Below are 25,648 nucleotides of genomic sequence, written 5' to 3'. Positions count from 1 at the left end.
CAGGTACTGCAGGGTGCCATCGCGCCGCAAGAGGCCTATAATGCGCGCCGGTTTTTTCGGGGTTGGGCCATGAGTACAGAAGATCCACGCTTTGCCGGTGTCGCCCGGTTATACGGTGACAACGGCCTGCAGCGCCTGCGCGAGGCCCATGTGGCCATCGTCGGTATCGGCGGGGTCGGCTCCTGGGCGGCCGAAGCCATGGCCCGTAGTGGCGTCGGCGAAATCTCCCTGTTTGACCTCGATGATGTCTGCGTCAGCAATACCAACCGCCAGTTGCATGCCCAGGAGGGCAATATCGGCCGCGCCAAGGCCGAGGTCATGGCTGAGCGCCTGCGGGCCATCAACCCGGCCTGCAAAGTGCATGCAGTGGTGGATTTCGTCACCAAGGAAACCCTGCCCGAGTACATCGGCGAGCACATCGATTGCGTGATCGACTGCATCGACAGCGTCATGGCCAAGGCCGCGCTGATTGGCTGGTGCAAGCGCCACAAGGTCACCATCATCAGCACCGGTGGTGCCGGCGGGCAAATCGACCCAACCCAGATCCGCGTTGCCGACCTGAACAAGACCTTCAATGACCCGCTGGCCTCGCGGGTGCGTTCGACGTTGCGCCGCGATTACGGTTTTTCCCGCACGGTGACCCGCAACTACAGCGTGCCCTGTGTGTTCTCCACTGAACAGCTGCGCTATCCCAAAGGTGACGGCAGCGTCTGCTTGCAGAAGAGTTTTGTTGGCGAGGGGGTGAAGCTGGACTGCTCCGGCGGCTTCGGCGCGGTGATGATGGTCACCGCGACCTTCGGCATGGTCGCCGCCAGCAAGGCGGTGGAAAAGCTTGTGGCTGGCGCCCGCCGCCCGTCCGAGCGCAGCAAGGCTCAGGCACCGGCGGCAAGCTGAGCCATGCGTTGCAGGACGGCGTTCAGGCCGTTGCTGCGTGAAGGCGAGAGCTGGCGGCCCAGGCCCAGCTGATTGAACCAGGCGGGCAGGTCCAGTTGCGTCAGCTCAGCGCTGGACAACCCTTCGACCCGCACCAGCAACAGTGCCAGCAAGCCGCGGATGATCCGTGCATCACTGGCCCCCTTGAAGCGCCACTGGCCGTCCTGCTGCTCGGCCACCAGCCAGACCTGGCTTTCGCAGCCGTGTACACGGTTGGTTTCGGACTGTTCCTCTGCGCTCAAGGGTGCCAGACGCTCGCCCCATTTCATCAGCAAGCGTGCGCGCTGTTCCCAGCCGGTCGCCTGTTCGAAAACATCCAGCGCTTGCTGCGCAGCCAGGGGCAGGCTCATCTCAGCAACTCCAGGGCTTGGTCCAGGGCTTCGAAGAAGCGCTGCAGGTCGTCGGAGTCGTTGTACAGGCCCAGGGACACGCGGATCGCGCCATCCAGGCCGAGGCTTTTCAGCAACGGCATGGCGCAGTGATGGCCGGCGCGCACGGCGATGCCTTGCTCGGTGAGCATATGGGCGAGATCGGCATTGTGCACCCCCTCGACCACGAAGCTGGCCAGGGCCAGTTGCGGTTGGCCGAGCAGGCGGATGCCTTCGCGGTCGTTGAGGCCGCGCAGCAGATGCCGGTGCAGGCCGGCTTCATGCTCGGCGACCGCATTGGCATCGAGACCTGCGAGGTAATCGAGGCTGGCACCGAGGCCGATCACACTGGCAATCGGCGGGGTACCGGCTTCAAAGCCCAGGGGTGCCGGGCGAAAGCTGGCGCTGTGGTAGTCGGCGATTTGCACCATCTCGCCGCCGAACTGCCAATGACGCAGGCGCGCCAATGCTTCGCCGCGGCCGTAGAGCACGCCGACGCCGTCAGGGCCGTAGAGCTTGTGGCTGGAGAATACATAAAAGTCGCAACCCAACTGGCGTACGTCGTGACGGCCGTGGACCACGCCTTGGGCGCCATCGACCACAGTCAGCGCGCCCTGGGCCTGGGCATGGGCCAGCAGGGGCTCCAGTGGCTGCCAGGCGCCGAGCACGTTGGACAGCTGGCTGACCGCCAGCACCCGGGTGCGTGGGCCGATCAGTTGCAGGGCGATGTTCAGATCGATCAGGCCGCGGCTGTCCAGTGGCAGGACCACCAGCTTCAGCCCGCGGCGCTGCGCCAGCTGTTGCCAGGGCAGCAGGTTGGCATGGTGTTCCAGGGCGCTGATGACGATTTCGTCGCCGGCTTCGAACAGTGGCTCAAGCCCGTAGGCGAGCAGGTTCAAGGCCGAGGTGGCGCCATGGGTGAAGACGATCTGCTGGCTGTCGGCGATATTCAGCCAGCCGGCGACCTTTTCCCGGCTGCGTTCGAAGGCTTGGGTAGCCAGGGCGCCGGGCAGGTGTTGGGCACGGTGCACGTTGGCAGCACCATGACCGTAATAGTGGCTCAAGGCATCGAGCAGGATTTGCGGTTTTTGCGTGGTAGCGGCGCTGTCCAGGTAGGTCTGGTGCTGGCGTTGCAGGGCGTCGATGGCTGGAAAGTCAGCGCGCCAGGGGGAGGGCTGGAACATGATGATCGGACCTGAAAATCGGGCCTGGCGTTAGGCCAGACCCGATGGTACCACTTAGTTGTGGGCGTGCAGCGCTTCGTTCAGCTCGATGGCCGACTTGTGGGTCTTGCACTCCACGGCGCCGTTGAGCGAGTTGCGGCGGAACAGCAGGTCGGTCTGGCCGGCCAGGTCGCGGGCCTTGACCACCTTGACCAGCTGGTTGTTCTCGTCCAGCAGGTTTACTTTGGTGCCGGCAGTGATATACAGGCCGGCTTCGACGGTGTTGCGGTCGCCCAGCGGGATGCCGATACCGGCGTTGGCGCCGATCAGGCAGCCTTCGCCAACCTTGATGACGATGTTGCCGCCACCGGACAGGGTGCCCATGGTCGAGCAGCCGCCGCCCAGGTCTGAACCCTTGCCGACGAAGACGCCCGCGGAGACGCGGCCTTCGATCATGCCCGGGCCTTCGGTGCCGGCGTTAAAGTTGACGAAGCCCTCGTGCATGATGGTGGTGCCTTCGCCGATGTAGGCACCCAGGCGCACACGGGCGCTGTCGGCGATGCGAACGCCGGCAGGGACCACGTAGTCGGTCATTTTCGGGAACTTGTCCACCGAGAACACTTCCAGCAGCTCGCCCTTCAGGCGCGCTTCCAGTTGCTGCTCGGCAAGTTCCGCCAGGTCGATGGCGCCCTGGCTGGTCCAGGCCACGTTCGGCAGCAGCGGGAAGATGCCGGCCAGGTTCAGGCCGTGCGGCTTGACCAGGCGGTGCGAGAGCAGGTGCAGCTTCAGGTAGGCTTCCGGGGTGGACGTCAGTGCGGCGTCTTCGGCCAGCAGGGTGGCGACCAGTGGCTTGTTGCTTTCGGCCAGGCGGGTCAGCAGTGCGGCCTGGGCGGTGTCGACGCTCTTGAGGGCTTCGGCAAGCTGCGCGGCCTGGCTGGTGCTGAAGGCGATCGCCTGGTTGCCGCCTTCATAGCCCAGGACCGGGGCGATGGCCGCAACCAGTTCGGCAGCCGGGTTGATCAACGGTTGTGCGTAGAAGACTTCCAGCCAGGCGCCTTGACGGTTCTGGGTGCCGACACCGAAGGCCAGGCTGAACAGGGTAGTGGACATGCAGTTACCTCTTGCGAATTGAATGAAAGCTCGGCGCCGGTTTACTGAAGGGCGGCCGCGTACAGATCAGGCTTGAAGCCGACCAGGGTCCGCTTACCGAGGTCGAGCACAGGGCGCTTGATCATCGACGGTTGGGCCAGCATCAGTTCGATGGCCTTGGCCTGGTCGAGATCGGCCTTCTGGGCGTCTTCGAGTTTGCGGAAGGTGGTGCCAGCACGGTTGAGTACTGTTTGCCAGCCATGTTCATCGCACCAGCGCTCAAGGCTTGCACGGTCGATGCCCTGGGTCTTGTAGTCGTGGAAATCGTAGCCCAGGCCTTGGTCTTCAAGCCAGGTACGGGCTTTCTTCATGGTGTCACAGGCCTTGATTCCATAAAGGTGCAATGGCGTGTCGCGTTTGGTCATGTCTTGCCCCTCCTGGGAAAAAATGGTGAAGGATTATGCCATGGTCGGCGGCTTTGGGTTGCCGTTGCCATGGCTCTTTGTAGCATTGTGTTACAGGTTCTGGGCGGTTCTGCGACTTTTGTGCAGCGGTGCGCCGGCAGCCTAAGCGGCTAATATGTCGTTTCAATGGCAATGCCGTGCCCAGGCCAGCATAAGTCGTTGAATGCGTTTGAATTGAACAGGACTCGCCGAATGCAATCAGCCTACACCGTTCTCATCCTGCTGATGCTGGTGAGTGTTTCCAAACTGGTCGGGCGGATGATCCCGCTGCCCTTGCCGCTGGTGCAGATTGCCGCCGGCGCCTTGCTGGCATGGCCTACCCTGGGCCTGCACGTGGCCCTGGACCCGGAATTGTTTCTGTTTTTGTTCCTGCCGCCGTTGCTGTTTTCCGATGGCTGGCGGATGCCCAAGCGTGACCTCTGGCGGTTGCGCGGCCCGATTCTGACCCTGGCGGTCGGCCTGGTGCTGTTTACTGTGGTCGGTGCCGGCTATTTCATTCACTGGATCCTGCCCGGCATTCCGTTGCCGGTGGCCTTTGCCCTGGCCGCGGTGCTGTCGCCGACCGACGCCGTAGCGGTCTCGGCCATCACCCAGGACCGCCTGCCGACGCCCTTGATGCACATGCTCCAGGGCGAGGCGCTGATGAACGATGCCTCGGGCCTGGTGACCTTCAAGTTCGCCCTGGCGGCGGCGATCACCGGGGTGTTCTCCCTCGCTGAGGCCAGCCTGACCTTTGTTCTGGTCGCTGTCGGCGGCCTGGCCATTGGTGTGGCCCTGAGCTGGCTGGTCGGGCGCTTGCGCGCCTGGATGATCGCCCGCGGCTGGGACGACCCGGCCACTCACGTGGTGTTCATGTTGCTGCTGCCGTTTGCCGCTTATGTGCTGGCCGAGCGCCTGGGCGTTTCCGGCATTCTCTCGGCGGTGGCGGCGGGGATGATGCAGAGCTGGCTCGACCTGTTGCCGCGCCAGACCAGCACGCGCCTGCTCAACCGCAGCGTCTGGTCGTTGCTGGAGTTCGCCTTCAACGGTCTGATCTTTCTGCTGTTGGGCTTGCAGTTGCCCGACATCATCAAGGCGGTGACCAGCCACGAAGCCTCGCTGTGGCCGACCTTGCTGTGGCGCTGCATGGATGTGGTGGCGATCTTCGCCGTGCTGCTGGCCTTGCGTTTTATCTGGGTGCAGAGCATCTGGCGCCTGATCGGGGTGATCCGCCGCTGGCGCGGCAAGGAAGACCTGGTGCTGGTGCCCAACGCCCGTTCCTGCTGGTTGTTGACGGTTGGTGGGGTGCGCGGGGCGGTGACCCTGGCCGGTGTCATGTCGGTGCCGCTGCTGATCAGCGCCGGCAAGGACTTCCCCGAGCGAGACTTGCTGATTTTCATCGCGGCCGGGGTCATTCTGCTGTCGCTGGTCGCTGCCTGTATCGCTTTGCCACTGCTATTGCGCGGTGTTACCAAGAGCCCCGACGACGCCCTGCGCCAAGAGGCCCAGGACGCCTGGCGGCGCACCGCTGAAGCGGCGATTCACGCCCTTGAGGCAGAAGACCTGAGCGAGGCCGGTACGCCGCTGGATGCCTCCCAGGCGGCGCTGGCGGCCGAGCTCAAGGCGCGGTTGATGGCCGAGTACCGGCATCAGCTCGATACCTTCAACGACAGCGCCGAAGCCCAGGCCCTGGCCGCACAGATGGACCAACTCGAACGGCGCTTGCGCCTGCGCGCGCTGCGGGCCCAGCGTCTGGAGCTGTACAACCTGCATCGCCAGCATCAGATCGGTGATGACGTGGTGCGTCAGGTGCTGGGGGAGTTGGACATGAGTGAGGCGAATCTGGGGCCGGTGAAGTAAAGCATCGCGGGGCAAGCCCGCTCCTACCATCATCTGTGGGAGCGGGCTTGCCCCGCGATGGGGCCGTTTACTTCTGCAAGAACGCGCGAATCCGCTCGGCTGCTTCTACACACTCGGCCAATGGCGCTACCAATGCCATGCGCACCCGCCCGGCACCCGGGTTGACGCCATCCACTTCGCGCGACAGGTACGAACCCGGCACCACGGTCACGTGCTGGGCTTCGAACAGGTCTCGGGTGAACTCGGCGTCATCGCCTGGCACCTTGGCCCACAGGTAGAAACCACCGTCCGGGCGCTGCACATCCAGTACCGGGGCGAGGATCTTCAGTACTGCATCGAACTTCTCGCGGTACAGGTCGCGGTTGGCCAGCACGTGTTCTTCGTCGTTCCAGGCGGCAATGCTCGCCAGCTGGGTTTGCACCGGCATGGCGCAGCCGTGGTAGGTGCGGTAGAGCAGGAACGGCTTGATGATCTCGGCGTCGCCGGCCACGAAGCCCGAGCGCAGGCCCGGCAGGTTGGAACGCTTGGACAGGCTGTGGAACACCACGCAACGCTTGAAGTCGCTGCGCCCAAGCTCGACGCAGGCGCTGAGCAGGCCGGGCGGTGGGCTTTGTTCGTCGAAGTACAGTTCGCTGTAGCACTCGTCGGCGGCGATCACGAAATCGTATTGGTCGGCCAGGGCGATCAGTTTTTTCAGGGTCTGCATTGGCACCAGGGCGCCGGTCGGGTTGCCTGGGGAGCAGAGGAAAAGGATCTGGCAGCGCTGCCAGGTCTCGGCCGACACGGCGTCGAAGTCCGGGTTGAAGCCGTTGCTGTCCAGGCAGGGCAGGTAGTGCGGGGTAGCGCCGGCCAGCAGCGCTGCGCCCTCGTAGATCTGGTAGAACGGGTTGGGGCTGATGACCAGGCCGTTCTCGGCGCGATTGACCACCGCCTGGGTGAAGGCAAACAGCGCTTCACGGGTGCCATTGACCGGCAGTACGTGTTTGTCGGCATCCAGCCAGCCGGCCGGGACGCTGAAACGGCGTTCGCACCAGCGAGTGATGGCTTGACGCAGCGCCGGCAGGCCGGCGGTGGTCGGGTACACGGCCATCTGCTGCAGGTTGTCGGCCAGGGCCTGGGCGACGAACGCCGGCGACTCATGCTTCGGTTCACCGATCGACAGGGCAATGGCGCGTTTGTCCGCCGCAGGCGTCACGCTGCCGAGCAGCGCACGGAGTTTCTCGAACGGGTAGGGCTGAAGCTGGTTCAAAGCGTTGTTCATCGGCGCAAGGTCTCGTCAAACGGTCAAATGGTCAGGCGGGTCAAAGGCACCCCGGTCGCCTGGTCGACGCGCAGTTGCTCGACGATCGCATCCTGCAGGCGGCTGCACAACTGCGGGTCGGACAGGGGCAGGTTGTCGGCGTCGGTGATGAAGAACACGTCTTCGACCCGTTCGCCGAGGGTGGCAATCTTGGCATTTTGCAGCGACAGGTCGAACTCCAGGAAGATCTTGCCGATCCGCGCCAGCAGGCCGGGGCGGTCGGGGGCGCTGAGTTCGAGGATGGTCACCGGGCGCTGGGCATCGTTATGGATGGTCACCTGCGGGGCAAAGGTGAAGTGCTTGAGCTGGCGCGGTACCCGGCGCTGGATGATGGTCGGGTAGTCGTCGGGGTTGCGCAAGGCGTCGGTCAGGCCGTCGCGAATTTGCTTGACCCGCACGGGATTGTCGCCGATCGAGTCGCCATCGTTATCGAGCACGATATAGGTGTCGAGGGTGAACTGGCTGCTCGAGGTGATGATCCGCGCATCATGGATGTTCAGGTTGAGCTGGTCCATGGCCGCCACCGTCACGGCGAAGAAGTCGTGCTGGTCGGGGGCGTAGATGAAGATCTGGGTGCCGCCTTCGAATTCGCGCTGGGTGGTTTCCTTGATCAGCACCAGCGGCCCGCCGTCGGCCGGCTGCTGGAGGATGGCATCGCTGTGCCAGGCCACGTCGGCGGCGGTATGGCGCAGGAAGTAATCGTCACCCAATTGCGACCACAGTTGCTCGACGTCGTCCGGGTCGGTGCCCTCGCGAATGAGGATGTCCAGTGCTGCGCTCTGGGTCTGGCGGATCTGCTCTTCGCGGTCCAACGGGTTTTCCAGGCCGCGGCGCAAGGCGCGCTTGGTCTCGGTGTAGAGCTGGCGCAGCAGGCTGGCGCGCCAGGAGTTCCACAGGCTCGGGTTGGTGGCGTTGATGTCGGCCACCGTTAGTACATAAAGGTAATCCAGGCGGGTTTCATCGCCCACCCGTTGAGCGAAGTCGTAGATCACCTGCGGGTCGGACAGGTCCTTGCGCTGGGCGGTGGTCGACATCACCAGGTGATGTTGCACCAGCCAGACGATCAGCCGGCTGTCCCAGCTCGGTAGCTGATGACGCGCACAGAAGGCCTGGGCGTCCACCGCGCCCAACTCGGAGTGATCACCCTGGCGACCCTTGCCGATGTCGTGGTAGAGCCCGGCGAGATAAATCAGCTCTGGCTTGGGCAGGCGGCCCATGAGCTTGCTGGCCAGCGGGAATTTCTCCGAAACCGGGGTGTACTGCAGTTTGCGCAGATGCTTGATCAGGTTCAGGGTGTGCGCATCGACGGTATAGATGTGGAACAGGTCGTGCTGCATCTGCCCGACGATCAGGCCGAACTCCGGCAAATAACGGCCGAGAATGCCGTAGCGGTTCATCCGCCGCAGATTGCGGTGGATACCGATCTCGCACTTGAACAGCTCGATGAACAGGCTGGTGTTGCGGATATCATTACGAAAATCATCGTCGATCAGGTGCCGGTGCTCGCGCAGCAGACGAATGGTGTCGGCACGCACGCCCTTGATTTCCGGGTGCTGGGCCATCAGCACGAAAATTTCCAGCATGGCGAACGGCGTGCGCTTGAAGACGTTGGTGCGCACTGCCTCGATATAGCCGTCATGCAGTTGGAAGCGCGCATTCAGCGGCTGGGCACTGGCGCTGTCGTCGTCGAGGATGACTTCTTCGAAGTGCTGGATGATCAGGTCGCTGAGCTCGGCGATGCTCATCACCACCCGGTAGTACTGCTGCATGAACTGCTCGATGGCGCGCTTGGGGTTTTCGTCGCCAAACCCGAGCAGGGCGGCGATGCTGCGCTGGTGGTCGAACAGCAAGCGGTCCTCGGCACGCCCGGCCAGCATGTGCAGGGCGTAGCGCACTTTCCAGAGAAATTCCTGGGACGAGGCCAGCAGGTTGTTCTCGCTTTCCAGCAAGAAGCCTTCGCCGGCCAGAGCGTGCAGGTTGAGGGTGCCGTACTGGCGCCGGGCGATCCACAGTACCGTCTGGATATCACGCAGGCCGCCTGGCGAGCCCTTGACGTTGGGCTCCAGGTTGTACTCGGTGTCGTTGTACTTGTGGTGCCGGGCTTTTTGCTCGGCACGCTTGGCCAGGAAGAATTCCTTGCTCGGCCACATGTGCGCGGTGCTGGTGACCTCGAGCATGCGCTGGCGCAGGTGCTCGGGGCCGGCAATAGTGCGGCTTTCCATCAGGTTGGTGACTACCGTCAGGTCGGCGCGGGCCTGTTCTGCGCATTCATCGACCGAGCGCACGCTCTGGCCGACTTCCAGGCCGATGTCCCAGAGCAGGGTCAGAAAGCGTTCGATCGAGTCGCGAAAAACCTCGTGGTCGGCACTGTCGAGCAGGATCAGCAGATCGATGTCGGAGTAGGGGTGCAGCTCGCCGCGCCCGTAGCCACCGGTGGCGATCAGGGCGATATCGGCGTCTTCGCTCCAGGTGAACTGGTTCCAGGCCTGTTGCAGGATGTTGTCGACGAACCAGGCGCGGTCCTCGATCAGCCGGCGGATCTCGCGGCCGCTGCGAAAGCGGTTGTCGAGCACCTCGCCGGCCTGGCGGATGGCTTTCTTGAAGGCAGCGATAGGGCTTGCCTTGAGGGCCAGTTCCGCCTGGAACTGACCGCGATCGAACAGCTCGGGATCCACCTGGGGCATCGAGAGGCTTTCCTGTGACAATCAGGCCGACGTGCGGGGAATGGTGTCGTCTTTACGCAGGGTGAAGATTTCGTAACCGGTCGCGGTCACCACCAGGGTGTGTTCCCACTGGGCCGAGAGCTTGCGGTCCTTGGTGATGGCGGTCCAGCCGTCGCCCAGCACCTTGGTGTCGGCTTTGCCCTGGTTGATCATCGGCTCGATGGTAAAGGTCATGCCTTCCTTGAGCTCCATGCCGGTGCCGGCGCGGCCGTAGTGCAGGATCTGCGGCTCTTCGTGGAACACCTTGCCGATGCCGTGGCCGCAGAACTCGCGCACCACCGAGAAACCGTTCTTTTCCGCGTGCTTCTGGATCACTTCGCCGATGTCGCCCAGGCGGCAGCCTGGCTTGACCAGCTCGATGGCCTTGTACATGCACTCCTGGGTGATCTGGGACAGGCGCTCGGCCCATACCGGTACGGTGCCGACGTGGAACATGCGGCTGGTGTCGCCGTGGTAGCCATCCTTGATCACGGTGACGTCGATGTTCAGGGTGTCACCGTCCTTGAGCGGCTTGTCGCCCGGGATGCCATGGCAGACCACGTGGTTGACCGAGGTGCAGATCGACTTGGGGAAGCCCTTGTAGTTGAGCGGCGCCGGAATCGCTTGCTGGACGTTGACGATGTAGTCGTGGCACAGGCGGTCGAGCTCCTCGGTGGTGACACCGGGCTTGACGTGCTCTTCGATCATCTCCAGGACTTCGGCGGCCAGGCGGCCGGCGATGCGCATCTTTTCGATGTCTTCGGCGGTTTTGATGGTAACGGTCATTACAGGCTCTCTACGGCGCAGCAAGGCGCAAATAATCTGGGGAAAGGCCGGATTCTAACAGAGCCAGGCCCGATTCAGGCGGCCATGGCGCTGATACAGCCTTTATATAAGGGCCATTCTGGCGCTAATGGGCGATGTGTGCAAAAGCCTGTGACGTTCAATGGTAATTCTGGTTTCGCTTGGCGGGCTTGTGTGGTATAAAATGCGCCGCTTTCCGGGGATAGCTCCGGAAGCACTAAACCCACACACGTGTCGACACGATGACCTGGGTGCCTTCGATCCACGGATCGCGGGTTGGTCATTGGGATACGTGGAGGCCCAACCCGACTTATCAAGGAACTATCATGTCCCAAGTCAACATGCGCGATATGCTGAAGGCCGGTGTGCACTTCGGTCACCAAACCCGTTACTGGAACCCGAAAATGGGTAAGTACATTTTCGGTGCGCGCAACAAGATTCACATCATCAACCTTGAAAAAACCCTGCCAATGTTCAACGAGGCACTGACCTTCGTAGAGCGTCTGGCCCAGGGCAAAAACAAGATTCTGTTCGTCGGCACCAAGCGTTCCGCTGGCAAGATCGTTGCTGAAGAAGCAGCACGTTGCGGTTCGCCGTACGTCGATCACCGCTGGTTGGGCGGCATGCTGACCAACTACAAGACCATCCGCGCTTCGATCAAGCGTCTGCGCGACCTGGAAACCCAGGCCGAAGACGGCACTTTCGCCAAGCTGACCAAGAAAGAAGCCCTGATGCGCTCCCGTGATCTGGAAAAACTGGATCGCAGCCTGGGTGGTATCAAGGACATGGGCGGCCTGCCTGATGCCCTGTTCGTGATCGACGTTGACCACGAGCGCATCGCTATCACCGAAGCCAACAAGCTGGGCATCCCGGTCATCGGCGTTGTCGATACCAACTCCAGCCCAGAAGGCGTTGACTACATCATCCCAGGTAACGATGACGCCATCCGCGCTATCCAGCTGTACATGGGTTCGATGGCTGACGCCGTGATCCGTGGCCGCAACAACGTTGCTGGCGGTACCGAAGTGTACGCCGAAGAAGCAGCACCAGCTGCTGAGTAATTGACGCCTGGCGTCTACTCGGCACGCGAAAAGGGGGCTTTGCCCCCTTTTTGCCACCTTGAAATCCTCTTGTCAGCATCGCCGTTGCAACCTTGTTACTGCATGAGTGCTGGTGAGTGGATTTACAGAATTGAACGCCCGTCAAGTATCGGGTGGAATGGTTGAAAACCTATCCAAGAGGAATTTGAAATGGCAGCAATTACTGCAGCGCTGGTCAAAGAACTGCGTGAGCGTACCGGCGAAGGCATGATGGATTGCAAAAAGGCCCTGGAAAAGGCCGGCGGCGACATCGAGAAAGCCATTGACGACATGCGCGCTTCGGGCGCCATCAAGGCCGCTAAAAAGGCTGGCAACGTTGCCGCTGAAGGCGCAATCGCCATCAAGGCCGACGACAAATCCGCCGTCCTGCTGGAAGTCAACTCGCAGACCGACTTCCTGGCTCTGCAAGACGACTTCAAAACCTTCGTCGCTGAAAGCGTTGACCAAGCTTTCGCCGAGAAACTGACCGACGCCGCTCCGCTGATCGCTTCCCGCGAATCGGCTCGTGAAGCGCTGGTTGCCAAGGTTGGTGAGAACGTCAACATCCGTCGCCTGGTGCGCGTTGAAGGTGACGTTGTCGGCACCTACCTGCACGGCAACAAGATCGGTGTTGCTGTTGTCCTGAAGGGCGGCGACGTCCAGCTGGCCAAAGAAATCGCCATGCACGTGGCGGCAAGCAACCCAGAGTTCCTGCTGCCGTCGGAAGTTTCGGCTGAAGCAATCGAGCGCGAGAAGAACGTCTTCCTGACCCTGAACGAAGAGAAGATCAAGGGCAAGCCTGAGAACATCGTCGAGAACATGGTCAAAGGCCGTATCTCGAAGTTCCTGGCCGAAGCCAGCCTGGTCGAGCAAGCGTTCGTCATGAACCCGGAAATCAAGGTCGGTGAGCTGGCCAAGAAAGCCGGTGCTGAAATCGTTTCCTTCACCTACTTCAAAGTAGGCGAAGGCATCGAGAAGCCAGTCGACAACTTCGCTGAAGAAGTTGCTGCTCAGCTGGCTGCTGCCAAGCAATAAGACAGATTCACCTCTGTCGCCCCGAAGAGGCTGCCCGCTCACGCGCGCAGCCTCTTTGTCAAAGCGGGAGCGGCTTACAAAGCCGCCTTTCGTTGGCGCAGTAGCTGCGCCACGCTAGAGTTACGCGCAGGCTGAAAACAGCCCGCCAGATTTTTTTACAAACGCCGCAGGAGAGATTCGCAATGGCTCAGCAGGGCAGTGGTTATCAAGCTCGCTATAAACGCATTCTACTCAAGCTTAGCGGCGAGGCCCTGATGGGCTCGGAAGAGTTCGGGATCGACCCCAAGGTCCTGGATCGCATGGCATTGGAAGTCGGCCAACTGGTCGGCATTGGTGTTCAGGTCGGTTTGGTAATCGGCGGTGGCAACCTGTTCCGTGGCGCGGCGCTCAGTGCAGCCGGCATGGACCGCGTCACTGGCGACCACATGGGCATGCTGGCGACCGTAATGAATGGCCTGGCCATGCGCGACGCGCTTGAGCGCGCCAACATTACCGCGATCGTCATGTCGGCCATCTCCATGGTTGGCGTTACCGATCACTATGATCGTCGCAAAGCCATGCGCCACCTGAACTCCAAAGAAGTCGTAATCTTCGCTGCCGGTACCGGCAACCCGTTCTTCACCACCGACTCCGCGGCTTGCCTGCGCGCCATCGAAATCGATGCCGACGTGGTATTGAAGGCAACCAAGGTCGATGGTGTATACACTGCAGACCCATTCAAAGACCCGCATGCCGAGAAGTTCGATCATCTGACCTACGATGAAGTACTGGATCGCAAGCTGGGCGTGATGGATCTGACGGCAATCTGCCTGTGCCGCGATCACAAGATGCCGCTGCGCGTCTTCAATATGAACAAGCCCGGCGCCCTGCTGAACATCGTGCATGGCGGCGCTGAAGGAACTCTGATCGAGGAAGTTCAAAAATGATCAACGAAATCAAGAAAGACGCCCAGGAACGCATGGTCAAGTCCCTGGAATCGCTGCAGCACGCGTTCAGCCGGATTCGTACCGGTGCGGCCAACCCGCAGATCCTGGCCGGTGTCCAGGTGCCTTACTATGGCGCTGACACCCCGATCAACCAGGTTGCCAACGTGACTGTTAAAGATGCCCGTACCCTTCAGGTCGTGGCGTTTGAGCGCAACATGCTGGCCGCGGTGGAAAAAGCCATTCTCAACTCGGGCCTGGGCTTCAACCCGACCAACCTGGGTGAACTGCTGCTGATCTCGATGCCGGCCCTGACTGAAGAAACCCGCAAGGGCTTCACCAAGCAGGCGCGTGATGCGGCTGAAGATGCCCGTATTGCCGTGCGTAACATTCGTCGTGATGCGCTGAGCCAGCTCAAAGATCTGGTCAAAGAGAAAGAAATCAGCGAAGACGAAGAGCGTGGTGCAGCTGACGATGTGCAGAAGCTGACCGACAAGGCCGTAGCTGACATCGAAGTCGCTGTGAAGGCAAAAGAAAAGGACCTGATGGCCGTTTAAGGGTCGGGACTTTTTTCAATGGAAAAGACCAAGCAAGGTGTGTCCCCATCGGTGCCGCGCCATGTCGCGATCATCATGGATGGGAATAATCGCTGGGCGAAGAAGCGCCTGTTGCCCGGTGTTGCCGGGCACAAGGCCGGCGTGGACGCAGTGCGCGCGGTCATCGAGGTGTGCGCCGAGGCCAAGGTCGAGGTGCTGACCCTGTTCGCCTTTTCCAGTGAAAACTGGCAGCGCCCGGCCGAAGAGGTCGGGGCGTTGATGGAGCTGTTCTTCTCGGCCCTGCGCCGGGAAGCCAAGCGCCTCAACGACAACAACATCAGCCTGCGTATCATCGGTGACCGCTCGCGCTTTCATCCCGAGCTGCAGGCTGCCATGCGTGAGGCCGAAGCGGCGACCGCCGGCGCCAATCGTTTCATCCTGCAGATCGCCGCCAACTACGGTGGTCAGTGGGATATCGCCCAGGCCGCCCAGCGCCTGGCGCGGGAAGTCCAGGCTGGCCACCTGCGTCCGGACGACATCACCCCCGAGCTGCTGCAGACCTGCCTGGCCACAGGCGACCTGCCGCTGCCCGACCTGTGCATCCGTACCGGTGGCGAGCACCGCATCAGCAATTTCTTGCTGTGGCAGCTGGCCTACGCCGAGTTGTACTTTTCCGACCTGTTCTGGCCGGACTTCAAACACGAGGCCATGCGTACCGCGCTGGCCGATTTCGCTTCGCGCCAGCGCCGCTTCGGGAAAACCAGCGAGCAGGTCGAAGCTGGAGCCCGTGCTTAATGCTTAAACAACGCATCATTACGGCGCTGATCCTGCTGCCGATCGCCCTGTGTGGCTTCTTCCTGTTGAACGGCGGCGACTTCGCCCTGTTCATCGGCGTAGTGGTGACCCTGGGGGCCTGGGAATGGGCGCGTCTGGCCGGCCTGGTCGGGCAAGCCCTGCGTGTGGCTTACGCTGCCGTGGTCGCCGGCCTGCTGATGCTGCTCTACCTGATGCCGGACCTGGCACCCTGGGTGCTGGGGGCTTCGGTGTTGTGGTGGGCGCTGGCAACCTGGCTGGTGCTGACGTATCCGCGCAGCAGCGAGCTGTGGGCCAGTGCTGCCTGCCGCCTGCTGATCGGTCTGCTGATCCTGTTGCCGGCGTGGCAAGGCCTGGTGCTGCTCAAACAGTGGCCGCTGGGCAACTGGCTGATCATGGCGGTCATGGTGCTGGTCTGGGGAGCGGACATCGGTGCGTACTTCTCCGGCCGCGCCTTCGGCAAGCGCAAGTTGGCCCCGCAGGTGAGCCCGGGCAAGAGCTGGGAAGGCGTCTACGGTGGTCTGGCCCTGAGCCTGGCGATTACCGCAGTAGTGGCTATCTCTCGTGACTGGAGCGCGGGTGAGCTGGTGCTCGGCCTGTTCGGCGCTGCAGCCGTGGTTTTCGTCTCGGTAGTTGGCGATCTGACCGAAAGCATGTTCAAGCGCCGCTCGGGGATCAAGGACAGCAGCAACCTGTTGCCGGGTCATGGCGGCGTGCTGGACCGTATCGACAGCCTCACCGCAGCCATTCCGGTGTTTGCCGTGCTGCTCTGGGCAGCCAATTGGGGCGTAATGTGAGCGGCGTACAGCGTATTACCGTGCTGGGCGCGACCGGCTCGATCGGCCTCAGTACCCTGGATGTGATCGCTCGTCATCCGGATCGTTACCAGGTGTTCGCCCTGAGCGGCTACTCGCGCCTGCAAGAGCTATTGGCCTTGTGCGTGCGCCATGCCCCGGCGTTTGCCGTGGTGCCTTCGGCCGAGGCTGCACAGCAGCTGCGTGAAGGCCTGGCAGTAGCGGGTTTGGCCACCCAGGTGCTGGTCGGTGAAGAGGGCTTGTGCCAGGTCGCGTCAGCTGCCGAGGTCGATGCCGTGATGGCTGCGATCGTCGGCGCTGCCGGCCTGCGTCCGACCCTGGCAGCAGTCGAAGCAGGCAAGAAGGTGCTGCTGGCAAACAAGGAGGCGCTGGTGATGTCCGGCGCCTTGTTCATGCAGGCGGTGCGGCGCAGTGGCGCGGTGCTGCTGCCGATCGACAGCGAGCACAATGCGATCTTCCAGTGCCTGCCGGGTGATTATTCCCGCGGCCTGGCCCAGGTTGGCGTGCGCCGTATCCTGTTGACCGCCTCTGGCGGGCCGTTTCGCGAAACGCCGATGGCCGAGCTCATGGATGTCAGCCCTGAACAGGCTTGCGCCCACCCGAACTGGTCCATGGGCCGCAAGATCTCGGTCGATTCGGCAAGCATGATGAACAAGGGCCTGGAGCTTATCGAGGCGTGCTGGCTGTTCGATGCACGGCCCAGCCAGGTCGAGGTGGTGGTGCACCCGCAAAGTGTGATCCACTCGCTGGTCGATTATGTCGACGGTTCGGTATTGGCCCAGTTGGGCAATCCGGACATGCGCACGCCGATCGCCAATGCCCTGGCCTGGCCGGAGCGTATCGATTCGGGGGTGGCGCCACTGGACCTGTTCGCGGTTGCCCGCCTGGACTTCAAGGCGCCGGACGAACAGCGCTTCCCTTGCCTGCGCCTGGCCCGCGAGGCGGCCGAGGCGGGTAATAGCGCGCCGGCGGTACTTAATGCGGCCAACGAAGTGGCGGTGGAAGCATTTCTCCAGCGGCGCATCCGCTTCCCCGAGATCGCGAGTATGATCGAACAAGTGCTCGATCAAGAGCCGGTGGTTGCAGTCGAGTCGCTCGATGCGGTGTTTGCCGCCGACCAGCGTGCGCGGCAGCTGGCCGGACAATGGTTGGCTCATCACGGCCGCTGAGGTCTGGCGCAGCAGTGCGTCAGGCCCGGTGCCGCTGAACGTCATTCGGAGAAAGACATGAGTGCGCTCTACATGATTATCGGCACCCTGGTGGCATTGGGTGTGCTGGTCACCTTTCACGAATTCGGTCACTTCTGGGTGGCCCGGCGTTGCGGCGTCAAGGTTTTGCGATTTTCCGTTGGTTTTGGCATGCCGTTGCTGCGCTGGCATGACCGGCATGGCACTGAGTTCGTGGTAGCGGCGATTCCGCTGGGCGGCTACGTGAAAATGCTCGACGAGCGCGAAGGTGCGGTGCCCCCCGAGCAGCTCGAACAATCCTTCAACCGCAAGTCTGTGCGTCAGCGCATCGCGATTGTCGCGGCGGGCCCGGTGGCCAACTTTCTCCTGGCGTTTTTCTTCTTCTGGATCCTGGCCATGGTCGGCACCCAGCAGGAGCGTCCGGTCATCGGTGCGGTCGAAGCGGGGAGTATCGCCGAAGTGGCCGGGCTCACGGCTGGCCAGGAAATTGTTTCCATTGATGGCAAGCCAACCAGTGGCTGGGCGGCAGTCAACCTGCAACTGATCCGCCGTCTGGGTGAAAGCGGCCAGTTGCACATCAGTGTGCGCGAGGAGGGCGCGTCGGTCGACAGCCCGCACGTGCTGACCCTCAATAACTGGCTCAAGGGCGCCGACGATCCGGACCCGATTCGCTCGCTGGGCTTGCGCCCGTGGCGCCCGGTATTGCCGCCGGTGCTGGCTGAACTCGACCCGAAGGGGCCGGCAAAGGCTGCCGGGCTGAAAACCGGTGACCGTTTGCTGGCGCTCGATGGCCAGGCGCTGAACAACTGGCAGCAAGTGGTCGATACCGTACGTGGCCGGGCTGGCAGCAAGATCGTCCTGCGCATCGAGCGCGACGGTGCGCCGCTGGAGTTGCCGGTAACCCTGGCCAGCCGTGGCGAGGGCAAAACGGCCACGGGATATCTGGGCGCCGGGGTCAAAGGGGTGAAGTGGCCGGATGCCATGCTTCGCGAGGTCAGCTACGGGCCGCTCGAGGCTGTAGGGGAGGGACTTTCACGCACCTGGAACATGAGCGTCCTGACCCTCGAATCGTTGAAGAAAATGCTGTTCGGCGAGCTCTCGGTAAAAAACTTGAGCGGACCGATAACCATTGCTAAAGTGGCGGGCGCTTCGGCCCAGTCCGGTGTTGGGGATTTCCTGAATTTCCTCGCCTACCTGAGCATTAGCCTGGGGGTTCTTAATTTGCTGCCCATTCCTGTACTGGATGGGGGGCATTTGCTGTTCTACCTGATCGAGTGGGCGCGTGGTCGTCCGTTATCGGATCGGGTGCAAGGTTGGGGGATCCAGATCGGTATCAGTTTGGTAGTCGGGGTGATGTTGCTTGCCCTGATCAACGATTTGGGTCGACTGTAAAGCTTCGCTCAATTGCGAACCTGCCGCGTCCCGCGGCGGGTCGTTTATTGCCAGTTGGAATAAGAAAGGACTTCATGAAACGTCTGCTGCTAACTGCGGTTCTCGCCGTACTGATGATCGCTGAAGTTCACGCCGAGTCCTTCACCATCTCCGATATTCGTGTCAATGGTCTGCAGCGGGTCTCCGCGGGCAGCGTTTTTGGTGCCTTGCCATTGAACGTCGGCGATGAGGCCGATGACCGGCGCCTGGTGGAATCCACCCGGTCCCTGTTCAAGACCGGTTTCTTCCAGGACATCCAACTGAGCCGGGACGGCAACGTCCTGATCATTACCGTGGTCGAGCGTCCTTCGGTGTCCAGCATCGAGATCGAAGGCAACAAGGCGATCAGCACTGAAGACCTGATGAAGGGGCTGAAGCAGTCCGGTCTGTCCGAAGGCGAGATCTTCCAGCGAGCCACCCTTGAGGGCGTGCGTAACGAACTGCAACGCCAGTACGTTGCCCAGGGCCGCTACTCGGCCGAGGTCGACACCGAAGTGGTGCCGCAGCCGCGCAACCGCGTGGGCCTGAAGATCAAGATCAACGAAGGCACCGTTGCTGCAATCCAGCACATCAACGTGGTCGGCAATACCGTCTTCCCTGACGAAGACCTGATCGGCCTGTTCGAGCTCAAGACCAGCAACTGGCTGTCGTTCTTCAAGAATGACGACAAGTACGCCCGGGAGAAACTCTCCGGTGACTTGGAGCGCCTGCGTTCCTACTACCTGGACCGTGGCTACATCAACATGGACATCGCTTCCACCCAGGTGTCGATCACCCCGGACAAGAAGCACGTCTACATCACCGTCAACGTCAACGAGGGCGAGAAGTACACCGTTCGTGACGTCAAGCTCTCCGGTGACCTCAAGGTGCCGGAAGACCAGGTCAAGTCGCTGCTGCTGGTGCAGCCAGGCCAGGTGTTCTCGCGCAAGGTGATGACCACCACGTCCGAGCTGATCACCCGTCGTCTGGGTAACGAAGGCTACACCTTCGCCAACGTCAACGGCGTGCCACAACCTCATGATGACGATCACACGGTCGACATCACCTTCGTGGTCGATCCGGGCAAGCGCGCCTATGTCAACCGCATCAACTTCCGTGGCAATACCAAGTCCGAAGACGAAGTGCTGCGTCGCGAAATGCGCCAGATGGAAGGTGGCTGGGCTTCGACCTACCTGATTGACCAGTCCAAGACCCGTCTGGAGCGCCTGGGCTTCTTCAAGGAAGTCAACGTCGAGACCCCGGCTGTCCCAGGTACCGACGACCAGGTCGACGTCAACTACAGCGTTGAAGAGCAAGCTTCCGGTTCGATTACCGCCAGCGTCGGTTTCGCCCAGAGCGCCGGTCTGATCCTCGGTGGTTCGATCAGCCAGACCAACTTCCTCGGTACTGGTAACAAGGTTTCCATCGGCCTGACCCGCAGCGAATACCAGAGCCGCTACAACTTCGGCTTCGTTGACCCCTACTGGACCGCCGACGGCGTCAGCCTGGGCTACAACGCTTTCTATCGCACCACCGACTACGATGACCTCGATGTCGACGTGGCCAGCTATGCGGTTGACAGCCTCGGTGCCGGTGTCAGTGTTGGCTACCCGATCAGCGAGACCTCGCGCCTGACCTTCGGCCTGACCGTACAGCAGGACGAGATCAAGACCGGCAAGTACACCGTTGACGAGATCTTCAAATTCGTCAACGAGGAAGGCGACAAGTACCTGAACTTCAAGGCCTCGGCCGGCTGGTCCGAGTCGACCCTGAACAAGGGCGTACTGGCCACCCGTGGTCACTCGCAAAGCCTGGTACTGGAAGCCACCACTCCGGGTAGCGACCTGTCGTTCTTCAAGCTGGACTACCGTGGCCAGATGTTCAAGCCGATCACCAACGACTACACCCTGCGCCTGCACACCGAGCTGGGCTATGGTGATGGTTTCGGCGGTACCTCGGGCCTGCCGTTCTACGAGAACTACTACGCCGGTGGTTTCAACTCGGTACGTGGCTTCAAGGACAGCAGCCTGGGGCCACGCAGCACCCCGAGTACCGGCAAGAACCCGGGTACCATCGCCGACCCGGATCAGGATCCACTGCCGTTCGGTGGTAATGTCCTCGTCCAGGGTGGTGTAGAGCTGCTGTTCCCGCTGCCGTTCGTCAAGGACCAACGCTCGTTGCGCACCTCGGTCTTCTGGGATGTGGGTAACGTTTTCGACACCAACTGCGGTTCCAAGCCCGATTGCGAAAAGGTCGGCCTGTCGGGCCTGGCCAGCTCCGTCGGCCTGGGCGTGACCTGGATTACCGCTCTCGGCCCGTTGAGCTTCAGCCTGGCAATGCCGGTGAAGAAACCGGACGAAGCCGATACCCAGGTGTTCCAATTCTCTCTGGGTCAGACCTTCTAAGGTCTGCCCCTTGCTAACGACAACGGATTCTGTAGGAGTGCATCGTGCGTAAGTTGACTCAACTGGCAGTACTGGCTGCGGCCCTGGTCGCAACCCCGGCTTTCGCCGAAATGAAAATTGCCGTCCTGAACTACCAAATGGCCCTGCTCGAGTCGGACGCGGCGAAGAAGTACGCCGTCGACGCCGAGAAGAAGTTCGGCCCACAGCTGACCAAGCTGAAGAACCTGGAAAGCAGCGCCAAGGGCATTGCCGACCGCATCCGTGCCGGTGGTGACAAGATGGCCCAGCCTGAGCGCGAGCGCCTGGAGCTTGAATACAAGCAGAAAGCCCGTGACTTCCAGTTCCAGTCCAAGGAACTGAACGAGTCCAAGGCCGTGGCCGACCGCGAAATGCTCAAGCAACTGAAGCCGAAACTGGACGGCGCGGTTGAAGAAGTGATCAAGAAAGGCGGTTTCGACCTGGTGCTTGAGCGTGGCGCGGTCATTGATGTCAAACCTCAGTACGACATCACCCGCCAGGTCATCGAGCGCATGAATCAGTCCCGTTGATCATGACCGTGACCATGAAACTCGGTCAGTTGGCCGAGTTCCTCGGAGCCACCCTGAGTGGCCCCGAGGAGCTGGAAATCACTGGCCTGGCGACCCTTCAGGAAGCCGGGCCGGGGCAGTTGAGCTTCCTGGCCAACCCGCAGTACCGCAAGTACCTGGGTGAAACCCACGCGGCAGCGATCCTGCTCAAGCCGGCCGACGCCGAAGGCTTTGCCGGTAACGCGCTGATCGTTCCCGACCCGTACCTCGCTTACGCACGCCTCTCCCACCTGTTCGATCCGAAGCCCAGGGCTGTAGCGGGAATTCATCCCAGCGCCGTGGTTGCCGCCGATGCCCAGGTTGATGCCAGTGCCAGCGTTGGTGCCTGCGCGGTGATCGAAAGCGGTGCGCAGGTCGGCCCGGGCGTGACCATCGGTGCCCAGTGCTTTATCGGCGCGCGTTGCGTGATCGGCGAGGGCGGCTGGCTGGCCCCGCGGGTGACCCTGTACCACGACGTACGTATCGGTAAACGTGTGGTTATTCAGTCTGGCGCGGTGATCGGTGGCGAAGGCTTCGGCTTTGCCAACGACAAGGGTGTCTGGCAGAAGATTGCCCAGATTGGCGGCGTGAGCATCGGTGATGATGTCGAGATCGGCGTCAATACTGCGGTTGACCGTGGTGCCCTGGCTGACACTCGCATCGGTGACGGGGTCAAGCTCGACAACCAGATCCAGATCGCCCATAACGTGCAGATCGGCGATCATACGGCGATGGCGGCATGTGTCGGGATTTCCGGCAGCACCAAGATTGGCAAGCATTGCACCATTGCCGGCGGTGTCGGCATGGTTGGACACATCGATGTCTGCGACAACGTTTTCGTCTCCGGGATGACCATGGTGACACGCTCGATCACCGAGCCAGGCGCCTATTCTTCCGGTACGGCAATGCAGCCGCTGGCCGAGTGGCGTAAAAGCGCCGCACGGATTCGCCAGCTGGACGAGATGTCAAAACGCCTTCAACAACTGGAAAAGCGTCTCGCCGCCGTGACCTCTGGCGATAAAGCTTCATCAGAAGGCTGATACCATTTCCTGATCAAGAGTGAACAGCCCTAGACTGACTCTTTGATTTGCTAAAGGAGCGCCGTGTGAAAACCGGCGCTCCCTATCTTTACTACAGGCTTCCCCCCGAAATGATGGACATCAACGAGATTCGCGAATACCTGCCTCACCGTTACCCGTTCCTGTTGGTGGACCGGGTGGTGGAACTGGACGTCGAGGCCCAGCGCATTCGTGCCTACAAGAATGTCAGCATCAACGAACCTTTCTTCAATGGTCACTTCCCCGCACATCCGATCATGCCGGGCGTGCTGATCATCGAGGCGATGGCCCAGGCGGCCGGCATCCTCGGCTTCAAGATGCTCGACGTCAAACCTGCGGACGGTACCCTGTACTACTTCGTCGGCTCCGACAAGCTGCGCTTCCGCCAGCCAGTGCTGCCGGGTGACCAACTGATCCTCGAAGCCAAGTTCATCAGTTGCAAGCGCCAGATCTGGAAGTTCGAGTGCCAGGCGTCGGTCGACGGCAAGCCGGTATGCTCGGCCGAGATCATCTGCGCGGAACGCAAACTATGAGTTTGATTGACCCTCGGGCAATCATCGATCCGTCGGCCAAGCTCGCCGACGGTGTCGAGGTAGGCCCTTGGTCGATCGTCGGTGCCGGGGTCGAGATCGGCGAGGGGACCGTTATCGGTCCGCATGTGATTCTCAAGGGGCCGACCCGCATCGGTCGGCACAACCGCATCTACCAGTTTTCCTCGGTAGGCGAAGACACCCCAGACCTCAAGTACAAGGGTGAAGCCACGCGCCTGGTGATCGGCGATCACAATGTGATCCGCGAGGGCGTGACCATCCACCGCGGCACCGTGCAGGACCGCTCGGAAACCACCCTGGGTGATCATAATCTGATCATGGCCTATGCCCACATCGGCCATGACAGTGTCATCGGCAACCATTGCATCCTGGTCAACAACACCGCACTGGCGGGCCATGTACATGTTGACGACTGGGCGATCCTTTCCGGTTTCACCCTGGTGCATCAGTTCTGTCGCATCGGTGCCCACAGCTTCTCCGGCATGGGGACCGCCATCGGCAAGGATGTTCCGGCTTACGTCACTGTATTCGGTAATCCGGCCGAGGCGCGCAGCATGAACTTCGAGGGCATGCGCCGTCGGGGTTTCAGCGAGGACGCCATTCACGCGCTGCGCCGGGCCTACAAGGTGGTCTACCGCCAGGGCCTGACCATCGAGCAGGCCATTGCCGAACTGGCGGAGCCTGCGACCCAGTACCCGGAAGTCGACGTGTTCCTCCAGTCGATCCAGAACTCCACCCGCGGCATCACCCGCTGATATGGCCGAGCTTTGTGTAGCGCTGGTGGCGGGTGAGGCCAGCGGCGATATTCTCGGCGCCGGGTTGATGCGCGCGCTCAAGGCACGCCACCCGCAGGTACGCTTCATTGGCGTCGGCGGGCCGTTGATGCAGGCCGAAGGCCTGACCTCGTACTTCCCCATGGAACGCCTGGCGGTGATGGGCCTGGTCGAGGTGCTAGGGCGCCTGCGCGAGTTGCTCAAGCGCCGCAAGGAGCTGATCCAGACCCTGATCGCCGAACGCCCGGATGTGTTCATCGGCATCGATGCCCCGGACTTCACCCTCAATATCGAACTGAACCTGCGCAAGGCCGGGATCAAGACCGTGCATTACGTCAGCCCGTCGGTCTGGGCCTGGCGGCAGAAGCGCGTGCTGAAGATTCGCGAAGGCTGCGACCTGATGCTCACGCTGTTTCCGTTCGAAGCCAGGTTCTATGAGGAGAAGGGCGTGCCGGTACGCTTTGTCGGCCATCCGCTGGCTGACAGCATTCCACTGGACGCCGACCGTGACGCTGCGCGCGAACAGCTCGGGCTGGGTGAAGGGCCGTTGGTTGCCTTGATGCCCGGCAGTCGGGGCGGCGAAGTCGGCCGCCTGGGCGCGCTGTTTCTCGATACCGCCCAGCGTCTGCGCGAGTTGGTGCCCGGGGTGCATTTCGTCTCGCCGTGCGCCAATGCCGAGCGTCGGGCCCAGCTTGAGCAGATGCTTCAAGGCCGCGACTTGCCGGTGACCCTGCTTGACGGTCGTTCGCACCAGGCCCTGGCCGCTTGCGATGCAGTACTGATCGCCTCGGGTACCGCGACCCTTGAGGCCTTGCTGTTCAAGCGGCCAATGGTCGTGGCGTATCGATTGGCACCGCTGACCTACTGGATTCTCAAACGCCTGGTAAAAAGCCCGTACGTGTCACTGCCCAACCTGCTGGCCCAGCGCATGCTGGTGCCCGAGTTGCTGCAGGAAGCGGCCACTGCCGATGCCCTGGCCCAGACCCTGGCGCCGCTGGTGCATGGCGGTGTGCAGCAGACCGAAGGCTTTGACCAGATTCACCGTACCTTGCGCCGCGATGCCTCGAACCAGGCAGCTGACGCGGTGTTGGCCTTGCTGGAAAACTGATAGATGCAAATGGGATTGGACTTCAACCTGGTCGAGGAGTTGGTCGCCGGCGTCGACGAAGTGGGCCGTGGCCCGCTGTGCGGCGCGGTGGTGACCGCTGCGGTTATTCTCGATCCAAAGCGGCCGATTCTGGGGCTCAACGACTCGAAGAAGCTCACCGAAGCCAAGCGTGAAAAGCTTTTTGACGAAATCTGTGAAAAAGCCCTGAGCTTTTGCATCGCCCGCGCCGAGGTCGAGGAAATCGACCAGCTCAACATCCTTCACGCCACCATGCTGGCCATGCAGCGTGCCGTCGAAGGCTTGAGCATCACGCCGAAACTGGCGCTGATCGACGGTAACCGCTGCCCGCAGTTGTCAGTACCGGCGGCGCCGGTGGTCAAGGGCGATAGCCAGGTGCCAGCCATTGCCGCTGCATCGATCCTGGCCAAGGTCACCCGTGATCGCGAGATGGCGGCGTTCGAGCTGATCTACCCCGGTTATGGCATCGGTGGGCACAAGGGCTACCCGACGCCGGTGCACCTCGAAGCCCTGGCGCGCCTGGGGCCGACGCCGATTCACCGGCGCTCGTTCGCACCGGTGCGCGCCGCCTTCGAAGCCCGTGACGCCATCAATGGCGGGTTTGCCGAGGTCTGACCAGGTGCGGCGGGCGTCAGTAGTCAGGATCGTCCCGCACTGGCTGTTGTTTTGATCAAGGCCCGGTACAATCCGGGCCTTGTTGTTTTGTGCT

At 61.9% G+C, this 25,648-nt stretch carries 24 protein-coding genes; 17 read left to right on the top strand and 7 right to left on the bottom strand.

What is annotated here, in order from left to right; all coding sequences use genetic code 11:
• Positions 1-69 precede the first annotated feature (69 nt).
• Positions 70-894 carry a tRNA cyclic N6-threonylcarbamoyladenosine(37) synthase TcdA gene (gene tcdA / locus UW3_RS0119520; protein WP_010224865.1) on the top strand — a complete coding sequence of 275 codons (825 nt, stop codon included), beginning with the start codon at positions 70-72 and terminating at the stop codon, positions 892-894.
• Here the strand turns inward: tcdA and UW3_RS0119515 are convergent.
• From UW3_RS0119515 to UW3_RS0119500, 4 genes are read right to left on the bottom strand one after another with little or no spacing between them, the layout of a single operon-like run.
• Positions 873-1,283, bottom strand: a complete 411-nt coding sequence (locus UW3_RS0119515; protein WP_010224864.1) for a SufE family protein — start codon at positions 1,281-1,283, stop codon at positions 873-875. The two genes, tcdA and UW3_RS0119515, sit on opposite strands and share 22 nt — an antisense overlap.
• Positions 1,280-2,485 carry an aminotransferase class V-fold PLP-dependent enzyme gene (locus tag UW3_RS0119510; protein WP_010224862.1) on the bottom strand — a complete coding sequence of 402 codons (1,206 nt, stop codon included), beginning with the start codon at positions 2,483-2,485 and terminating at the stop codon, positions 1,280-1,282. Before UW3_RS0119510 ends, UW3_RS0119515 begins: the two co-directional genes overlap by 4 nt.
• 54 nt (positions 2,486-2,539) lie before the next feature.
• The gene (gene dapD / locus UW3_RS0119505) at positions 2,540-3,574 is read right to left on the bottom strand and encodes a 2,3,4,5-tetrahydropyridine-2,6-dicarboxylate N-succinyltransferase (protein WP_010224860.1); all 1,035 of its coding nucleotides are present in this window, start codon (positions 3,572-3,574) and stop codon (positions 2,540-2,542) included.
• Positions 3,575-3,615: 41 nt separating this feature from the next.
• Positions 3,616-3,978, bottom strand: a complete 363-nt coding sequence (locus tag UW3_RS0119500; RefSeq protein ID WP_010224858.1) for an ArsC family reductase — start codon at positions 3,976-3,978, stop codon at positions 3,616-3,618.
• Positions 3,979-4,209: 231 nt separating this feature from the next.
• On the opposite strand from UW3_RS0119500, the gene UW3_RS0119495 reads away from it, so the two are divergent.
• Positions 4,210-5,856, top strand: a complete 1,647-nt coding sequence (locus UW3_RS0119495) for a Na+/H+ antiporter (RefSeq protein ID WP_010224856.1) — start codon at positions 4,210-4,212, stop codon at positions 5,854-5,856.
• A 67-nt stretch (positions 5,857-5,923) separates the two neighbouring features.
• Here UW3_RS0119495 and dapC read toward each other — a convergent pair whose 3' ends face one another.
• The 3 genes from dapC to map are packed head-to-tail and all read right to left on the bottom strand — an operon-like array spanning position 5,924 to position 10,644.
• A complete protein-coding gene (gene dapC, locus UW3_RS0119490) occupies positions 5,924-7,117 on the bottom strand; it encodes a succinyldiaminopimelate transaminase (protein WP_010224854.1) in 1,194 nt (397 codons plus the stop codon).
• A 23-nt stretch (positions 7,118-7,140) separates the two neighbouring features.
• Positions 7,141-9,840: a [protein-PII] uridylyltransferase gene (locus tag UW3_RS0119485; RefSeq protein ID WP_010224852.1), complete on the bottom strand. Its 2,700-nt coding sequence runs from the start codon at positions 9,838-9,840 to the stop codon at positions 7,141-7,143.
• A gap of 21 nt (positions 9,841-9,861) precedes the next feature.
• Entirely contained in the window at positions 9,862-10,644 is a 783-nt protein-coding gene (gene map, locus UW3_RS0119480; protein WP_010224851.1) for a type I methionyl aminopeptidase, read from the bottom strand.
• Positions 10,645-10,988: 344 nt separating this feature from the next.
• Between map and rpsB the strand changes: the two genes are divergently transcribed.
• From rpsB to rnhB, 15 genes are all read left to right on the top strand, one after another.
• The gene (gene rpsB, locus UW3_RS0119475) at positions 10,989-11,723 is read left to right on the top strand and encodes a 30S ribosomal protein S2 (protein ID WP_010224850.1); all 735 of its coding nucleotides are present in this window, start codon (positions 10,989-10,991) and stop codon (positions 11,721-11,723) included.
• A 189-nt stretch (positions 11,724-11,912) separates the two neighbouring features.
• Positions 11,913-12,776: a translation elongation factor Ts gene (gene tsf / locus UW3_RS0119470; RefSeq protein ID WP_010224849.1), complete on the top strand. Its 864-nt coding sequence runs from the start codon at positions 11,913-11,915 to the stop codon at positions 12,774-12,776.
• A 182-nt stretch (positions 12,777-12,958) separates the two neighbouring features.
• A complete protein-coding gene (pyrH, locus tag UW3_RS0119465) occupies positions 12,959-13,702 on the top strand; it encodes a UMP kinase (protein WP_010224848.1) in 744 nt (247 codons plus the stop codon).
• Positions 13,699-14,256, top strand: a complete 558-nt coding sequence (frr, locus tag UW3_RS0119460) for a ribosome recycling factor (protein ID WP_010224847.1) — start codon at positions 13,699-13,701, stop codon at positions 14,254-14,256. The genes pyrH and frr overlap by 4 nt, the downstream gene beginning before the upstream one ends.
• A gap of 18 nt (positions 14,257-14,274) precedes the next feature.
• On the top strand, positions 14,275-15,030 hold the full coding sequence (uppS, locus tag UW3_RS0119455) for a polyprenyl diphosphate synthase (RefSeq protein ID WP_010224846.1): 756 nt from the start codon (positions 14,275-14,277) through the stop codon (positions 15,028-15,030).
• The gene (locus tag UW3_RS0119450) at positions 15,030-15,845 is read left to right on the top strand and encodes a phosphatidate cytidylyltransferase (RefSeq protein ID WP_010224845.1); all 816 of its coding nucleotides are present in this window, start codon (positions 15,030-15,032) and stop codon (positions 15,843-15,845) included. Before uppS ends, UW3_RS0119450 begins: the two co-directional genes overlap by 1 nt.
• On the top strand, positions 15,842-17,032 hold the full coding sequence (ispC, locus tag UW3_RS0119445) for a 1-deoxy-D-xylulose-5-phosphate reductoisomerase (RefSeq protein ID WP_010224843.1): 1,191 nt from the start codon (positions 15,842-15,844) through the stop codon (positions 17,030-17,032). Before UW3_RS0119450 ends, ispC begins: the two co-directional genes overlap by 4 nt.
• Before the next feature lie 57 nt (positions 17,033-17,089).
• Positions 17,090-18,442 (top strand): RIP metalloprotease RseP, encoded by a 1,353-nt coding sequence (gene rseP, locus UW3_RS0119440; RefSeq protein ID WP_010224841.1) that lies wholly within the window; start codon positions 17,090-17,092, stop codon positions 18,440-18,442.
• Between the two features lie 74 nt (positions 18,443-18,516).
• Positions 18,517-20,865, top strand: a complete 2,349-nt coding sequence (gene bamA / locus UW3_RS0119435; RefSeq protein WP_010224839.1) for an outer membrane protein assembly factor BamA — start codon at positions 18,517-18,519, stop codon at positions 20,863-20,865.
• Positions 20,866-20,909: 44 nt separating this feature from the next.
• The gene (locus tag UW3_RS0119430; protein ID WP_010224837.1) at positions 20,910-21,413 is read left to right on the top strand and encodes an OmpH/Skp family outer membrane protein; all 504 of its coding nucleotides are present in this window, start codon (positions 20,910-20,912) and stop codon (positions 21,411-21,413) included.
• A 2-nt stretch (positions 21,414-21,415) separates the two neighbouring features.
• On the top strand, positions 21,416-22,471 hold the full coding sequence (lpxD, locus tag UW3_RS0119425; protein ID WP_010224835.1) for a UDP-3-O-(3-hydroxymyristoyl)glucosamine N-acyltransferase: 1,056 nt from the start codon (positions 21,416-21,418) through the stop codon (positions 22,469-22,471).
• 110 nt (positions 22,472-22,581) lie between these two features.
• Positions 22,582-23,022, top strand: a complete 441-nt coding sequence (gene fabZ, locus UW3_RS0119420; RefSeq protein WP_010224833.1) for a 3-hydroxyacyl-ACP dehydratase FabZ — start codon at positions 22,582-22,584, stop codon at positions 23,020-23,022.
• Positions 23,019-23,795: an acyl-ACP--UDP-N-acetylglucosamine O-acyltransferase gene (lpxA, locus tag UW3_RS0119415; RefSeq protein WP_010224832.1), complete on the top strand. Its 777-nt coding sequence runs from the start codon at positions 23,019-23,021 to the stop codon at positions 23,793-23,795. Before fabZ ends, lpxA begins: the two co-directional genes overlap by 4 nt.
• A gap of 1 nt (position 23,796) precedes the next feature.
• Positions 23,797-24,921, top strand: coding sequence for a lipid-A-disaccharide synthase (lpxB, locus tag UW3_RS0119410; protein ID WP_010224831.1), 1,125 nt, complete (start codon positions 23,797-23,799; stop codon positions 24,919-24,921).
• Positions 24,922-24,924: 3 nt separating this feature from the next.
• Positions 24,925-25,554, top strand: a complete 630-nt coding sequence (rnhB, locus tag UW3_RS0119405; RefSeq protein ID WP_010224830.1) for a ribonuclease HII — start codon at positions 24,925-24,927, stop codon at positions 25,552-25,554.
• Positions 25,555-25,648 lie beyond the last annotated feature (94 nt).

Source organism: Pseudomonas donghuensis, from assembly GCF_000259195.1.
GTDB lineage: Bacteria > Pseudomonadota > Gammaproteobacteria > Pseudomonadales > Pseudomonadaceae > Aquipseudomonas > Aquipseudomonas donghuensis.
This window is presented reverse-complemented; position numbering and strand designations above follow the sequence as displayed.